The following is a 15235-nucleotide window of genomic DNA, read 5'->3' on the forward strand; positions in this document are numbered from 1 at the left end:
GGGCAGGGGCAACGGGTCAAGCTTGGGCCGGATGCTAAGCGCGCGTGACACGTCGTGACATTTATGACGTGGCTCGGTGCAGTTGCGTAACCTATCCAGAGTCAGATTCAAGGACCGATCGTGAGCCATAACGGTCACGAGCGCAAAGGAAGACCGTGCAAGAACGCAGTTCTACCCCGCAGACCCACTCGTCGGCCACCACCGACCCCGCACCGCAAACCCGGAGCTCGCTCCACCGTGGTCTCACTTTGCGACATATTCGTTTCATCGCTCTCGGTTCCGCCATTGGCACCGGGCTCTTCCTCGGCTCGGCGGACGCGATTCAATTCGCCGGTCCGTCCGTTCTGCTCGCTTACGTGATCGGCGGTGCCGCGGTCTTTATGGTCATGCGTGCCATGGGTGAGATGGCCATGGTGCACCCGGTGCCCGGATCGTTCTCGGATTACGCGACGCAGTACCTCGGCCGCTGGGCCGGATTCGTCACAGGCTGGAGCTTCGCCTTCGAAATGGCTCTCGTCGCGGTGGCCGACGTGACCGCCTTTTCCCTCTATATGCGCTTCTGGTTCCCGGGTTCGCCCAGCTGGGTCTGGATCGTCGCGGTGGTCGCCATCATCATGGGGATCAACCTGACGAAGGTCAAAGTATATGGCGAGGTGGAATTCTGGCTCACCATCGTCAAGGTGGGCGCGATCATCGCGATGATCGTGGGCGGCATCGCGCTCATGATCTTCGGCATCTCCCTGCACGATCAGGTGCAGCCGTCGGTCACCAATTTGTGGGAACAGGGTGGTTTCTTCCCGCACGGATTCACCGGATTCCTTGCGTGCTTCACCGTGGTGATGTTCGCCTTTGGCGGCGTCGAAACCATCGGTATTACCGCGGGGGAAGCGGAGAATCCGGGCAAGTCCATCCCGGGGGCCATCAACACCGTGCCCGTGCGGATTCTCCTGTTCTACGTTCTGGCCATGGGCGTCATCATGTCCCTCTACCCGTGGAGCAGCATCGGTAATGAGGGGTCGCCCTTCGTGCAGATCTTCTCTGGGCTCGGCATTCCTGCGGCGGCACACATCCTCAATGTGGTGGTCCTGACCGCCGCCGTCTCGGCGATTAACTCAGACATCTACGGTGCGGGCCGCATGCTGTTCGGTTTGGCTCAGCGAGGGCTGGCTCCGCGCTCGTTCACTCGAGTCTCACCCGGCGGCACACCCCGAATGACGGTGGCCGCGATGGGTCTCGTGTTGGTCGTGGGTGTGCTCGTCAACATCTTCTTCGAAAACGCTTTCCTCTACGTCGCAACACTCGTCACCTTTGCGACCGTGCTGGTGTGGGTCATGATTCTCGTGACGCACCTTGCGATGCGGCGGCAACGTCGACGCGAAGACACGGGGCCGTCTCCGTTCCCGACGCCGCTGTGGCCGGTTGCCTCGTGGGCGGCTTTGGCATTCATGGTGTTCGTGATCGTCTTGCTCGGGTTCTTCGAGGACACCAGGATGTCTCTGATCATCGGCGCCGTCTGGCTGGTTCTGCTGGCCGTTCTGTACCCGCTGACGCGCCGTTCCAGGCAACGCGCCGAGTCCGCCCAGGGCTGACGGCCGCCAGGCGAGGGTGTGCGGATTACTAGACTGGGCGCATGACTTCAGCTGAATCACGCACCGTGCATGGCCCGCAGTGGAATTCCGCGGCACAGCCGCCCCAAACCCGCAAGGTCCCCACCCAACGGTTGATGCACGGCGATGAATTCGTCGACGACTACGAATGGCTCCGGGCGAAAGACGACCCCGCCGTTCTCGACTATCTGAAGGCCGAGAACGCCTACGCCGAGGCTCTCACCGAGGGCCTCGGGGATCTCCGTTCGTCCATCGTGCAGGAGATCAAGGACCGCACCCAGGAGACGGATCTGTCGGTGCCAAATCGCCTTGGCGATTGGTGGTATTTCCAGCGGACCCGTGAGGGCGCCGACTACGCCATCTTCTGCCGCGTCCCCGCCCACAACACCGGCGACACGGCTCAGGACTGGACCCCGCCACAGGTACCGGTGGATGCGCCCCTGGAGGGCGAAGAGGTCCTGCTGGACTGCAATGAGGTTGCCGCCGACCTGCCGTTCTTCTCGCTGGGGGCTTTCCAGGTGACCCGCGACGGACGCTACCTGACGTATTCCGTGGACGAGACCGGAGATGAACGCTTCGATCAATACGTCAAGGATCTGACGACCGGCACGCTCCTTCCGGATGTCCTCCACGGAGTGTTTGCTGGTGGTTTCCTGACCCCAGACGGCTCTCATGTGATCTATTCCGTGGTCGATTCATCCTGGCGGCCCTACGAGGTTCGCGCGCACCGCTTGGGTACGGATGCCGCGGAGGATATCTCCCTGTGGAACGAGCCCGACGTAGCCCTCTGGCTTGGCGCCGAAGTCGCCTCCGACGAGCAACATCTGATCCTCGATGCCGGATGCTCGGAATACAACGAGACCAGGATCCTTCCGCTCTCGGAGTTGAACGGCCACTCGGCGCCCCGGCCGCGCGTCGTCGTCCCCCGCGAGGAACGGGTGCTCTACGAGGCCGATCCGGTCGATGTTCTCGGCACCACGTACCTGCTCGTGAATCACGATTCGGGTGCCCCCAATGGTGAGTTGCTGGCCGTGGCTCTGGCCGATGCGTGGGAGGCCGGATCGATCGAGGCCTTGCGCCGCGTCGGGACAGTTTTGCTCCCCGGATCCTCCACGCGCCGGATCAACGGCTTCATGGTGAATCGGACCCACCTGGCACTCAGCATGCGTGAGGGCGGTGTTGAAAAGGTTGGGGTGTCCCCGCTGGCCGACGTCGCATCGGCGATCGCCGGCACACCGCTTCCCGCCGTCGTCGAGCCTTTTTCAGCCGATGAGCTCTATACCGCGAAGATCTCCGCGATGTCGCTCCACTCCCCTGTGATTGGCTTGGGGTACATCTCCTACGTGACTCCGTGGCGACGCTACGACTATTTCCCAGAGTCAGACCGACTCGAGTTGCGGCGCGAGACCCCGGTGTTGGGTGGTTTCCGCACCGAAGACTACGTCGCACGCCGCGAGTGGGCCACGGCCCCGGACGGCACCCAAATTCCCGTTTCGGTGGTGCACCGGGCGGACCTCGACCTCACGGTCCCGCACCCGGTACTGCAGTACGGTTACGGTTCCTATGAGGCGAGTTCCAATCCCGGGTTTTCCATTGCCCGGCTGAGTTTGCTGGACCGCGGCGTTGTGTACGTGGTGGCCCATGTGCGCGGCGGTGGCGAGCTGGGGCGCGAGTGGTATCTCCAAGGCAAGAAGCTGAACAAAGAGAACTCGTTTACGGATTTCATCGCCGTCACGGATTACCTGGCGGAACAGCCGTGGGCGGACGAGCAGCACATCGTGGCCGAAGGCGGCTCCGCGGGCGGATTGCTCGTCGGTGCCGTGGCAAACATGGCTCCAGAAAAGTACGCGGGAATCCTTGCCGTCGTGCCATTCGTGGATCCCGTCACCAGCATCTCCGATCCCGAACTGCCCCTGTCGGCCCTGGAATGGGAAGAATGGGGCAATCCCATCGACGACGCCGAGGTGTACCGCTACATGACCGGGTACTCCCCCTACGAAAACGTTCAGGCCGTGGCCTATCCGCCCATTGCGGCGGTGACCAGCCTGAATGACACCCGGGTCCTGTACGTGGAACCGGCCAAGTGGGTTCCCAAACTCCGGTCGATGACCACGGGTGACGCACCCATACTCCTCCGGATCGAAATGGACGGAGGTCATGGCGGCGGATCTGGCCGTTATCGCCGGTGGGAGGACGCCGCGTGGGAGTTCTCCTTCGTCCTGAATTGCTTGGAGATCAGCTCCTAATTCCGCCGAACCATAGAAAAGGCCGTGGAAAGCGCCGCACTCAAAATGCGGTTCTTTCCACGGCCTTCGCTACAGGCGCCGAGTTCTAGCCTTCGACGCCCAATTTCTCGAGAATCAGTTCACGCACGCGACCGGCGTCGGCCTGCCCTCGGGTGGCCTTCATGACCTGGCCGACCACCGCGCCCGCGGCCTGGATTTTTCCTCCACGGATCTTCTCGGCAACGTCGGGCATCGCGGCCAAGGCTTCGTCGACAGCGGTGGATAGTGCACCCTCGTCGGAAACCACCGCGAGTCCGCGCTTCTCCACGACCTCGCTCGGGGAGCCCTCGCCCTCGAGCACGTGTTCCAGCACCTGGCGGGCGATCTTGTCGTTGATCTTGCCTTCCTGGATGAGTCCGTCGAGCTCGACCACGATCTGCGGCGTCGCGCCGACCTCACCGGGCTCCACCTCGCGGGCCTTGGCCAGACGGGAGATTTCACCCATCCACCATTTGCGGGCCACGGGAGCGCTCGCACCGGCGGCAATGGTCTCCTCGATTTCCGTCATGACGCCGGCGTTGACGACGTCGCGGAATTCCTCATCCGAGTAGCCCCACTCGTTCTGCAGACGCCGACGACGCTCTGCCGGAGGCTCCGGAAGCTCGGAACGCAACCGCTCGATCCACTCCTCGTTGGTCACCACGGGAACCAGGTCCGGCTCCGGGAAGTACCGGTAGTCGTCCGCGTCGGACTTCGGCCGGCCCGAGGTGGTCACACGAGTGTCCTCGTGCCAGTGACGGGTTTCCTGAACGATCTTCTCGCCGGCGTCCAAAACGGCGGCGTGACGGCAGATTTCGTAACGTACCGCGCGCTCGACGGAACGCATCGAATTCACGTTCTTGGTTTCCGTGCGGGTTCCGAGCGTGTCGGAGCCCTTGGGCATGAGCGACACGTTGGCATCGCAGCGGACGTTGCCGCGCTCCATACGGGCATCGGAGATACCGAGGTTCTTCACGATCTCGCGGATGGCCGCGACGTATGCCTTCGCCAGCTCCGGCGCGCGCTCCCCCGCGCCACGAATCGGGCGGGTCACAATCTCGATGAGCGGCACGCCGGACCGGTTGTAGTCCACGAGGGAATAGTCCGCACCCTGAATGCGTCCGGCGCCGCCCTTGTGGCTCAGCTTCCCGGCGTCTTCCTCCATGTGCGCGCGCTCGATATCGATGGTGAACGTCGTGCCATCCTCCAGCTGAACATCGACCGAACCGTTTTCGGCGATCGGCTCGTCAAACTGAGAGGTTTGGAAGTTCTTGGGGGTGTCCGGGTAGAAGTAATTCTTCCGAGCGAAATGGCTCACCGGTGCGATATCGCACCCCAAAGCGAGACCCAATTTGATCGCCGACTCGACGGCTTGACCATTGACCTTGGGCAAGACGCCCGGCAGGCCGAGGGAGACCGGGCTGATATTCGTGTTGGGCTCGTCGCCAAAAGCGTTGGGGGCGGCGTCGAACATCTTGGTCTTGGTATTGAGCTCGACGTGGACCTCAAAGCCAAGTACGGGGTCGTACTTAGCCATCGCCTCGTCGAAGGACAGAATTTGATCGGTCATTTACTTGGCACTTCCTTCGGTCCGTGCGGCGATGAGTGACTCCGTGTCGGGCAGCTGATCCAGCAGGGCCCCACCCCACTTCTCCTTCAATGCGGCTTCCAGCCCGGCACCCGCCCGGTACAGTCGAGCGTCTTCCTTGGCCGGAGCCATGAACTGGATGCCCACGGGGAGGCCGTCCTCGTCCGCGAGTCCGCCGGGAAGAGAAATCGAAGGAATTCCGGCGAGGTTGACCGGAATCGTCGCGATGTCGTTGAGATACATTTCCAGCGGATCTTCCGTCTTTGACCCCAGCTTGAAGGCCGTGGTCGGAGAGGTCGGAGACATCAGGACGTCCACCTCCGCGAAGGCATTCGTGAAGTCACGCTGAATCAACGTGCGGACACGTTGCGCCGAACCGTAGTAGGCATCGTAGTAACCCGCCGACAAAGCGTAGGTACCCAAAATGATGCGCCGCTTCGCCTCGGGACCGAACCCTGCGGCGCGCGTGGCCGACATGACCCGCTCGATGGTGACGGGGCCGTCCTTCGGCATTTCGCGTAGGCCGAAGCGGACGCCGTCGTACTTCGCGAGGTTGGAGGAGACCTCCGACGCCATGATGAGGTAGTACGCGCCCAGAGCGTGCTGCAGATTGGGGGTGGAAACCTCGACGACTTCGGCTCCTGCCGCGCGAAGTAGCTCCACCGATTCCTCAAAGCGGCGGGTGACGCCGGCCTGGAAGCCTTCACCGGTCAATTCCTTGACGACGCCGACCTTCAATCCCTGGAGGCCACCGGGCGCGGCACCCTGGTCCGCGGCCTCGACGTAGGCACCGACCGGCTCATTGATCGAGGTTGAGTCCATGGGGTCATAGCCGCCGATGATCTCGTGCAGGACCGCAGAGTCACGCACCGAGCGGCTGACAGGGCCCACCTGGTCCAGCGACGAAGCCATCGCGATGACGCCGTACCGAGACACGGAACCGTACGTGGGCTTAACACCGACGGAACCCGTCACGGCAGCGGGCTGACGGATGGATCCGCCCGTATCCGTGCCGAGGGCGAGCGGAGCTTGGAAGGCAGTGACGGCCGCGGCAGAGCCGCCCCCGGAGCCACCGGGAATCCGGTCCAAGTCCCAGGGATTACGGGTCACGCCAAAGGCGGAATGCTCGGTCGAGGATCCCATGGCAAATTCATCGAGGTTAGTTTTGCCCAGAATCGGCAGGCGCGCCTCACGAATCTTCTGCACCACGGTGCCGTCGTAAGGGCTCATCCAGCCTTCGAGCATCCGAGAGGCCGCCGTGGTCGGCTGCCCCTTGGTCACGATGAGGTCCTTGACCGCGATCGGGACTCCCGCCATGGGCGGCAGATCCTTGCCTGCGGCACGGTCGGCGTCCACCTGACGCGCGGTTTCGAGGGCTTCTTCGCCGCTGACGTTCAAGAACGCGTTCAGTCCGGTTTTGCCCTGGGAACGGTCCTCTTCGGAGATCGGGGTGCCTTCAGTGGCGGCGATCCGGTCCAGATGCGCCTGGGTCAGTTCGACCGAGGTGATCTCGCCGGCGGCCAATTTTTCGGCGGCCTCGGAGGCCGTCAAGGTGATGAGTTCTTGGTTCTTCACGGTGTGGTTCACGCCCCTAGTCTTCGTTCAGGATGGCCGGGACCTTGAACTGTCCGTCCTCGGCATCGGGAGCATTGAGCAGCGCTTCGTCGTTCGTCAGTGTCTCGCCTACGACGTCGTCGCGGAAAGCGTTGGACAACGGGAGCGGGTGCGAAGTCGGAGGAACGTCCTCGATGGGCGCCTCCTGCACCGATTGCACCGCATTGACGATCACATCGAGTTCGGCGGCCATGGAGTCAAGCTCCTGGTCGTCCATCTCGATGTGAGCCAGGGACGCAAGGTGCGCGACCTGGTCACGAGATATGGCAGTCATGAATTCTCCTGCTCGATTGGCGCTGGGACGAGTTGACGTGTACGTCGTGCCGACGCCACCCGATGGGGTGCGCGGCGTCCATCTCAGTCTAGTCACGGCGCGAGCGACCCTAAAATGCCGCCGGACGTGCGGCTCAGCGCCATGGGCGAACACGGGACCTCGAGTAACCCCAGAGAAATACAAAAGTGCCCCGGCCTGCGATGCAGGACGGGGCACTTTCGATGAAGATGACATCCGATCGTCGTTCAGACGATCGCGATCACCGAACTTACGCGGCGGGGATCTCGAGGACCTGGCCGGGGAAGATCAGCGTGGGGTCGGAAACCACCGAGGTGTTAGCGGCGGCCAGGGTCTGCCAATCGATGCCGTGAGCGGCAGCGATCTTGACCATGGTGTCACCGGCAACAACGGTGTAGGAACCAGCCGAAGCGGTCTGAGCCGGGGCGGCAGCCTGGGTCTCAACCGGAGCCTGGTAGGTCTCCTGGACGGGAGCCTGCTGAACCGGAGCCTGCTCGACCGGAGCCTGCTGGGCCTCGGGCTGAGCCGGAGCCTGCTGCTCCTGAGCCGGTGCCTGGTAGGTCTGGGTCTCCTGAGCCTGCGGGGCAGCCTGCTCGGTCGAAGCGGCAGCGGTGTTACCCGTCTCAGCCGGAGCGCCCAAGTGCTGACCGCAGACGGGCCATGCGCCGGCACCCTGGCCAGCCAAGACGCGCTCGGCAACCTGGATCTGCTGATCCTTGGAAGCGCTCTGGGGGTCACCCTGTCCGCCATAAGCGGCCCAGGTGCTGGGGGTGAACTGGAGGCCACCGGAGAAACCGTTGCCGGTGTTGGTGGACCAGTTTCCGCCGGACTCGCACTCGGCGACGGCATCCCAGTTGTTGGCTGCGTTTGCGGGAGCGGTAGCCAACGCGCCGGCGGCTGCACCACCGATCACGAGAGCGGCAGCACCGCGGCGGGCATTACGTCGGAAAGTGGAAGTAGTGTTCACGATGCTCCTGAGGCCACCTAACGCTCCATCCATCCCTGGACTTCGCCGCGCCGTCGTCTACCTATGTGATGTTTAGGTCAAGTTTCAGGTGTCTGCCTTGTAGACGACGTCCGGTGTACGGCAGCACCCAGCATTGTTCTGTGGTTGGCCCCCGCGTACTCGCGTGAGGCCAAGAGCCACCTCTCGGTGGCGAGCTGTTTATAACGATACAGTAACGATTTTGAAGTTCGCAACCAATTTTTTGATGGATGCGTCACTTTTTTCGTGTCGCTTGCGGTTTGATCACGAATTGATCACCGCAAGCACGCGTGCCAGCCTATGGGGGCCACAGGGGCTACGCAAGCCCCCACACCATGGGCTAAATCACAATGTTGTGACCTTTTCGAGACTGTTTCGTGACCTCATTCCCCGCCAATAGCGGGATCCAAGGCCTCTGGGCCGCCCTCCAGGAGCGCCCGAAATTGCTCTGAATCGAGGATAGTCACACCCAGATTTTCGGCTTTATCCCGCTTGCTCCCTGCGTTTTCCCCCGCAACGAGGTAGTCGGTGTTCTTCGACACGGATCCCGAGGGCTTGCCACCGCGGGCAATGATGGCTTCCTTCACGGAATCCCTGGTGAACCCCTCGAGGGTGCCTGTGGCCACGATGGTCAGCCCGTCCAGCACGCGCGGCGTCGAGGCGTCCCTCTCCTCTTCCATGCGAACGCCCGCGGCTGCCCAGCGTTCCACGATCTCCCGGTGCCATTCTTCGGCAAACCATTCCTTGACGGCACGCGCAATGGTGGGGCCCACGCCGTCGGTATCTGCCAGCCGCTCTTCGTCGGCGTCTTGAATTGCGGGGATGGACCCAAATTCGGTGGCCAAGGCACGGGACGCGGTCGGCCCCACATGACGGATGCTCAAGGCCACGAGCACCCGCCACAACGGCTGCTGTTTCGCCCGCTCGATCTGGTCAAACATGCGGACCGTGTTGGCCGTGGGCGAGGAAGGTTTCTTCGCGGTGCCCCGGGTATAGAAATAGGGAACGCGTTCCGTCTCCCCCGTCTCGACGCCCTTTTTCTTCACCGGCCGTTCGATGCGCACGTCGGCGAGGTCCTCGGCTCGGAGGTCAAAAAGTCCCGCAATGCTGGTCAGAGGCGGAATTTCGGGTTCGGCAGGCTGAGTGAGGGCACGAGCGGCTTCCTCCCCCAACGCATCGATGTCGAAAGCACCTCGACCCGCAGTGTGGAACAGCGTCTGCCACAGCTGAGCCGGGCATGAGCGGTGATTGGGGCAGCGGATGTCCACGTCCCCTTCTTTAGCGGGCGCGAGGTCCGTACCGCACGAGGGGCACTGGGTGGGCATCACGAATTCACGTTCCGAGCCGTCTCGCAAAGCGGCAACCGGTCCGACGATTTCTGGAATGACGTCGCCGGCCTTGCGCAACACGACGGTGTCGCCGATTAGCACACCTTTGGCTTTGACCACGTCCTGATTGTGCAAAGTGGCCATCTCGACGGTAGACCCGGCGACTTTAACCGGCTCCATCATTCCGTACGGAGTAACTCGGCCCGTACGGCCAACGCTGACCTGGATGTCCTTGAGCTTGGTGTTGACCTCTTCCGGCGGATATTTATAGGCCACGGCCCAGCGGGGCACACGAGAGGTGTGGCCGAGAAGCTGCTGTGTGCGGAAGTCGTTGACCTTCACGACGATGCCGTCAATTTCGTGCACGAGGTCGTGGCGATGATCGCCGTAGTCGGCAATGAACCCCAGAATCTCGTCCACGGAGTCCAGCAGCCGGGTGTACGGGCTGACGGGAAGGCCCCACGAGGCCAACAACTCATAGGTCTCCGCCTGTGAGGTGGCCTCCAACCCTTCCCGCGCACCGATGCCGTGAACGAACATCGACAGCTTGCGACGGGCGGTGACGCGAGCGTCCTTCTGACGCAAGGAACCCGCGGCGGCGTTGCGAGGGTTGGCGAAGGGCGCCTTCCCCTCTGCAACCAGGGCCTCATTGAGCTCCTTGAAATCGGCCGATGCGATGAAGACCTCGCCCCGCACTTCGATTTCATCGGGCAGATTTTCCCCGCTCAGACGCTGAGGAACCGTGCCAATGGTCGCGACATTGTGGGAGACGTCCTCACCAGTGGTGCCGTCACCGCGCGTAGCGGCTCGAACCAATTCCCCGTTGCGATAGAGGAGATTAACCGCCAGACCATCGATCTTCAGCTCCGTGAGCCAGCGGTTGTGATGACCGGGCCGAACTTCCTCGATGGAAGCCTGCGCCCGCTCGAGCCAGGCGGTGAGCTCGTCAATCGAAAAGACGTCCTCGAGGGAGTACATGCGTTCCAGGTGCTGAACCGCGGCGAAGGCCTCGGATGGTTCCCCGCCCACTTCCTGTGTCGGAGAATCGTTGGCCTTCAACTCGGGGTGTTCCGCCTCGAGTCGTTCGAGGTCCCGGTACAGGGCATCGTATTCGGCGTCCGAAATCCGGGGGGCGTCCTCAACGTAGTACGAGGACCGCGCTTCCCTGACGCTCTGGACCAGCTCGGCGTACCGTTCTTTGAGGCTGTCCTCGGGGACGTCGCGGTGGGACTCGTCGGTGGCTTGATGGGCTCGTCGTTCTTCAGCGCTACTCACAAGAGTCCATTGTTGCGCACGTGACGGATTTCCGCTGGAGAAACCCTCAATGGTGGACGACGCCTCAGCCGGGAGACGTCGCGGCCCGAGCCACTATTTTTCCTCAGATCCGTTCAGTGGCAGTTGCTCGTCCGGAGCCAAGGGACCATCCGGGTTTCCGCCCGTCTTCTGAGGATCGTGGAGATCATTGTTATGCCAACTATCCAGGTCGATGACGCCCTCTTCGGCCTCATCCTGGTGGATCCCGTCGGTGTCGCCGTCGCACCCGTGGTTGACGCAGGAACCCGCAACGACGGCGTCGGCCACGATCACGGAAATGTTGTCACGACCGCCCGAGCGGATCGCCGCGGCTTGCAGGACGTCGGCGGCGTCCTTGGGGTGGGTCACCGTGGAGAGAACCCGTGCCATGTACTCATTGGAGAGTTCCCCAGAAAGCCCGTCGGAGCACATCATCAGACGATCGCCCTCTTTCGCGGGAATGACCCAGAAATCCGGTTCCCAATAGTTCCCGGTACCGAGAGCGCGAGTAATGACATTACGACGCGGGTGGGTCAAGGCTTCCAGGGCGGTGATCTGTCCGGTATCGACGAGATACTGCACCTCGGAGTGATCCACCGTGATTTGTTCGAGGCTGACCCCCTCGATGGGCGTCTGGGAAACCGACGTCGGCTGCTCACTGATCGGCTGATCGGTGTCTCGGCGGAGCCGGTAGGTCCGCGAATCACCCACGTTAAAGATGATCCACATGTTCTGGCCGCCGATCGAAACGAGCCAGGACCCGGTCAGCGTGGTGCCAGCCCGCATCGCGGCGGCGGACTTGATGGATTCGTCGGCCTCACCGATCACGGCCTTCACATCGTTGAGGATCTCCATGATCTTGGCGTTCAAGTTGGAGTTCGCCTTACGACGCCGCTTGAAAATTCCGCGCGAATCATCGGGGTGGTCCCCTGGAGAGTCGACCTCGAAATGAGATTGAGCGAAGACCTCTGAATTGGCCAGGGTATTCACGCACATGGCGCTGGCGACTTCTCCGGCCTCATGTCCACCCATGCCGTCGGCAACCGCGCACAAGTTCCCCTTGGAGATCAGAGAGTCCTCGTTATTAGAACGGTGGTTACCGCGGTTCGTCGTCGCGCCAATGCACGTGGCTAGGTCGAGTGATTCGGTCATTCGAAGTCAATCTCCAATTCTGTTCCCACGCCCGAAGCCAAAGCCACAGGCTGCACCTCTCCGAAACCACGAACGTTGCGAACCCCCTGGGGGTGCACCACAAACCGTTCGTCGCCCTCGAGGACGCGGGCAGTTGATGAGTCAGTCAGAACGGAGCCGGGTTCGGCGAGCGCCACCAGCCGCGAGGCAAGGTTGACGGTCGGGCCGTACACATCTCCAAGTCTGGGCAGGATTCTGCCCCACACAAACGCTACACGTGCTTCGGGAAGGTTGGGATCTTCGCGGATGATCTGGGAGAGCGTGAGGGAGATCCGGGCCGCCGCCTCGGGCGACTCCGTCATGAAAAGTATTTCGTCGCCGACCGTTTTGACGATGCGTCCACCGCCCACCGCCACAACCTCGGCGCATTTTTGCTCGAAGTGCTGTACCAAGCTCGCGAGCGTTTTCTCGCTCATCTGACGCGAGAGGGACGTGAACGAAACGAGGTCGGCGAATCCGATCCCTCGGACCAGCGGCAAGGCCTTGTAATCCATGGCATCTTCTTCGTCGCCGACCACAGATTTCTCGGCCTTGAGAGCCAGTCGGATGACCGCGGCGTTGAGCTGGCGCCGATAGCCGTAGCGAATGAGGTCTTCGAGCTCATTGAGCAGCTCTGGGAGCACGTTGAGCAGCTCCCGACGGGCCTCGGCGTCGTTCATGCCCTGATGGGCGACCATATCCTCGACGAAGGCCTCAACCTGCCACGCCACCATGCGGTCCATCATCTGCCCGACCGAACGGACGATCGACAGCACACCGTCCTCGGTAACGTGACCGCTACGCACCATGGCCGAAACGGTTCCCAACGCTTCGGAATCGGCGCCGGTGAAATAAACGTCCTCTTCCTTGAGATTAGGCATCCCCAAGGCACGCCAGATTTTTCGGGCGGAGAGAAGGGAAATATCGCCGGCATGTGCGGCTTCGCGACGATTCATCCAACGGTTTTCACCGAGAAGTACACGCTCCAAGGCGCCTACAGCGGCCTTAGCGTCGTCCGACTTATACAAGTTCGACTGTGCAGGATTGTGCAGATTAAGCGCGCTCGTCTGCGGGCCGGTATAAACCGGTTTGCCCTCTGGTTCGTCCTGCGGCACTGGCGTGCTCCACCTTTCTCGGCGTTGCTTCAACTTCGGTTCCATGCCCGGGCGCTACGCGCACGTAGACCGGCAGGGATCCGCCTACCTCATGCTACAGATCACAGCGCTCGGGTCGGTAGCGTCAGTAGGTTTGCCCCTGCCAACGCAGGGACTGGACACAGCGTACGTGAGCCTCATGACAAAGTTCTGAGAACTGGCCGGGGTCCTTCTGGCAGGTCAGCTCGTAGGTCTGACCCATGGCCGAGATGCGAATGGTCCCGCACCCGGTCAATTTGCCCTTGCCTCGGGGGCCCACGACGCCGGCGACCGTCTCTAACGGAATGGTGACAGCTCCTCGGCCTCCCCAACCGCGCAACACCACGATTCGGCGGCTGGTCAATGCGTATCCCGTGGTCGCCCACTTCAGGAGGCGCGCGATGGCGTAGATCAGGGCCGCGATCAGAATGATTGGTGCGACGGCGGACCATCCCGGATGAGCCCCCGTAATCACCTGCGTCATATTCGCCAGAAAGATTGCCGCCAAGAGGACCAATGCGGGCTTCAGCAATTTGAGCGGATGAGGCCGGTTACAAGTGATGACGTGCTCGCCGGCGTCCAGTTTTCCCCGATACTTCACCGGGAATCACCGTCCGACCAGCTGCCGCTTTCCGGCCGTAAGTGGACGACGTCGCCCACGCTCACCGTCACGGTGTCTCCGGCGTCCGGACGCACCAGGAGGGATCCGTCGTCGGCAATTCCCACGGCCATCCCCACGAGCGGGGGTTCGGGTTCCACGCGTTCAACACGAACCCGTCGTCCTAGAGTGTCGAGATTCTGACGCACCTGGTCTAGCAAGGACGGATGGCCGCCTACGGCCAGGCTCGGATCGCCCCCTGCTTCCCCAAAGGCGGTCACCATTCGGCGGAATTCGGCGATGACACGAATCAGGATCTCGGTCCGATCCACCGGTCCACCGCACTCCGTCGCGAGGCTCGTCGCGGACTCGAAGGGAAGCTCCTCGGCGTCGATATTGACGTTAATGCCGACCCCGACCACTACGTTCAAGGTGGTGGAATCCACCGGAACCACGCGAGCCAGAATTCCCGCGATTTTTTGTCCGTAGATGAGGACGTCGTTCGGCCATTTCATCGCGGCCGGCAGACTTGTCACCTCTCGCACGGCCGTCCTCGTAGCCAGAGCAAGCATCTGCGTGACCCAATGCAGGGAATCGTTGGGGATGACCGCCTCGCCCCAGCGCGAAGCAACGGCGAAGGAGACGACGGCCGAACTGTATCGCGGGGCGTTCCACACGCGGTCCCGGCGTCCGTGCCCAGATACCTGATGCTCGGTCAGGAGGGCCGTGAGGTGCTCGACCGTCTGACCCGAGGCCCAGCGTCGGACACATTCATCGTTAGTCGAATCAATCTCGTCCAGGAGCTCGACCGGAGCAGATCCGAGCCGTTCGTCTTGCCGCCCTCCAGGCAGGAGACGCTCGGCATCGAGCGGATCTCGAGTCGTGCTCGTCATCGACATGCCTTCTTCCTCATTGGCCCGGATCGTCCGAGAATTCACAGTGCCTCGTGGGTTAGTTTAGACGCGGGACCCAAACACTACCTGGAAGGTTCGCCATGACCCGTTTTGCCGTCCACTACTCATACGGACCTGAGGAGCAGCAGGCTCAACACCGCCCCGAACACCGTGCGTACTTGTCGAGCCTGCTCGAGCAAGGATCCCTCCTGGCCTCCGGCCCGTATACCGACGACGCCGCTGCCGGAGCCCTCCTCATCGTCGAGGCCGAGGATTCCGCGGCCGTTCAGGCCCTCTTGGACCAGGACCCCATGATGATCCACGGCGTGGTGACCGCGCACGAGATTCGCGAATGGAACGTCGTCCTCGGATCCGTCGGCTCGTAGTCACCCCCTCCGGCACGGCGCACGGACCGCGGACTGGGCGTTTGCTACCTTGGTTCAGTAGGTTTGCCCTAGCACTTTCTGCCG

12 protein-coding genes are annotated in these 15235 nt (G+C 62.5%); 3 read left to right on the forward strand and 9 right to left on the reverse strand.

Features of this window, described 5'->3' with window-relative positions; genetic code table 11:
• Positions 1-155 precede the first annotated feature (155 nt).
• On the forward strand, positions 156-1589 hold the full coding sequence (locus D8M21_RS07165; protein ID WP_048679413.1) for an amino acid permease: 1434 nt from the start codon (positions 156-158) through the stop codon (positions 1587-1589).
• Positions 1590-1630: 41 nt separating this feature from the next.
• The gene (locus tag D8M21_RS07170; RefSeq protein WP_048679415.1) at positions 1631-3853 is read left to right on the forward strand and encodes a S9 family peptidase; all 2223 of its coding nucleotides are present in this window, start codon (positions 1631-1633) and stop codon (positions 3851-3853) included.
• 85 nt (positions 3854-3938) lie between these two features.
• Here D8M21_RS07170 and gatB read toward each other — a convergent pair whose 3' ends face one another.
• From gatB to D8M21_RS07215, 9 genes are all read right to left on the reverse strand, one after another.
• Entirely contained in the window at positions 3939-5441 is a 1503-nt protein-coding gene (gatB, locus tag D8M21_RS07175; RefSeq protein ID WP_048679417.1) for an Asp-tRNA(Asn)/Glu-tRNA(Gln) amidotransferase subunit GatB, read from the reverse strand.
• The gene (gatA, locus tag D8M21_RS07180; protein ID WP_082156667.1) at positions 5442-7046 is read right to left on the reverse strand and encodes an Asp-tRNA(Asn)/Glu-tRNA(Gln) amidotransferase subunit GatA; all 1605 of its coding nucleotides are present in this window, start codon (positions 7044-7046) and stop codon (positions 5442-5444) included. It lies immediately after the preceding gene.
• A 4-nt stretch (positions 7047-7050) separates the two neighbouring features.
• Positions 7051-7347, reverse strand: coding sequence for an Asp-tRNA(Asn)/Glu-tRNA(Gln) amidotransferase subunit GatC (gatC, locus tag D8M21_RS07185; protein WP_048679420.1), 297 nt, complete (start codon positions 7345-7347; stop codon positions 7051-7053).
• 268 nt (positions 7348-7615) lie between these two features.
• Positions 7616-8332 (reverse strand): transglycosylase family protein, encoded by a 717-nt coding sequence (locus tag D8M21_RS07190; protein WP_446720494.1) that lies wholly within the window; start codon positions 8330-8332, stop codon positions 7616-7618.
• A 401-nt stretch (positions 8333-8733) separates the two neighbouring features.
• On the reverse strand, positions 8734-10953 hold the full coding sequence (gene ligA / locus D8M21_RS07195; protein ID WP_048679425.1) for an NAD-dependent DNA ligase LigA: 2220 nt from the start codon (positions 10951-10953) through the stop codon (positions 8734-8736).
• Positions 10954-11046: 93 nt separating this feature from the next.
• Complete coding sequence (locus D8M21_RS07200) at positions 11047-12123, reverse strand: PP2C family protein-serine/threonine phosphatase (protein WP_065424224.1); 1077 nt, start codon at positions 12121-12123, stop codon at positions 11047-11049.
• Positions 12120-13301, reverse strand: coding sequence for an adenylate/guanylate cyclase domain-containing protein (locus D8M21_RS07205; protein WP_082156668.1), 1182 nt, complete (start codon positions 13299-13301; stop codon positions 12120-12122). The genes D8M21_RS07200 and D8M21_RS07205 overlap by 4 nt, the downstream gene beginning before the upstream one ends.
• A 79-nt stretch (positions 13302-13380) precedes the next feature.
• Complete coding sequence (locus D8M21_RS07210; RefSeq protein ID WP_126855762.1) at positions 13381-13806, reverse strand: PH domain-containing protein; 426 nt, start codon at positions 13804-13806, stop codon at positions 13381-13383.
• 65 nt (positions 13807-13871) lie between these two features.
• Entirely contained in the window at positions 13872-14765 is an 894-nt protein-coding gene (locus tag D8M21_RS07215) for a biotin--[acetyl-CoA-carboxylase] ligase (protein ID WP_161970375.1), read from the reverse strand.
• Positions 14766-14866: 101 nt separating this feature from the next.
• On the opposite strand from D8M21_RS07215, the gene D8M21_RS07220 reads away from it, so the two are divergent.
• Complete coding sequence (locus tag D8M21_RS07220; RefSeq protein WP_048679437.1) at positions 14867-15151, forward strand: YciI family protein; 285 nt, start codon at positions 14867-14869, stop codon at positions 15149-15151.
• Positions 15152-15235 lie beyond the last annotated feature (84 nt).

Source organism: Kocuria sp. HSID16901 (assembly GCF_003989425.1).
Lineage (GTDB): Bacteria > Actinomycetota > Actinomycetes > Actinomycetales > Micrococcaceae > Rothia > Rothia massiliensis.

Bases quoted from the DNA above. Each gene is read 5' to 3' on its own strand.
- D8M21_RS07170 (WP_048679415.1), top strand. From the start codon at position 1,631: ATGACTTCAGCTGAATCACGCACCGTGCATGGCCCGCAGTGGAATTCC.
- gatB (WP_048679417.1), bottom strand. From the start codon at position 5,441: ATGACCGATCAAATTCTGTCCTTCGACGAGGCGATGGCTAAGTACGAC.
- gatC (WP_048679420.1), bottom strand. From the start codon at position 7,347: ATGACTGCCATATCTCGTGACCAGGTCGCGCACCTTGCGTCCCTGGCT.
- D8M21_RS07200 (WP_065424224.1), bottom strand. From the start codon at position 12,123: ATGACCGAATCACTCGACCTAGCCACGTGCATTGGCGCGACGACGAAC.
- D8M21_RS07205 (WP_082156668.1), bottom strand. From the start codon at position 13,301: ATGGAACCGAAGTTGAAGCAACGCCGAGAAAGGTGGAGCACGCCAGTG.
- D8M21_RS07215 (WP_161970375.1), bottom strand. From the start codon at position 14,765: ATGACGAGCACGACTCGAGATCCGCTCGATGCCGAGCGTCTCCTGCCT.
- D8M21_RS07220 (WP_048679437.1), top strand. From the start codon at position 14,867: ATGACCCGTTTTGCCGTCCACTACTCATACGGACCTGAGGAGCAGCAG.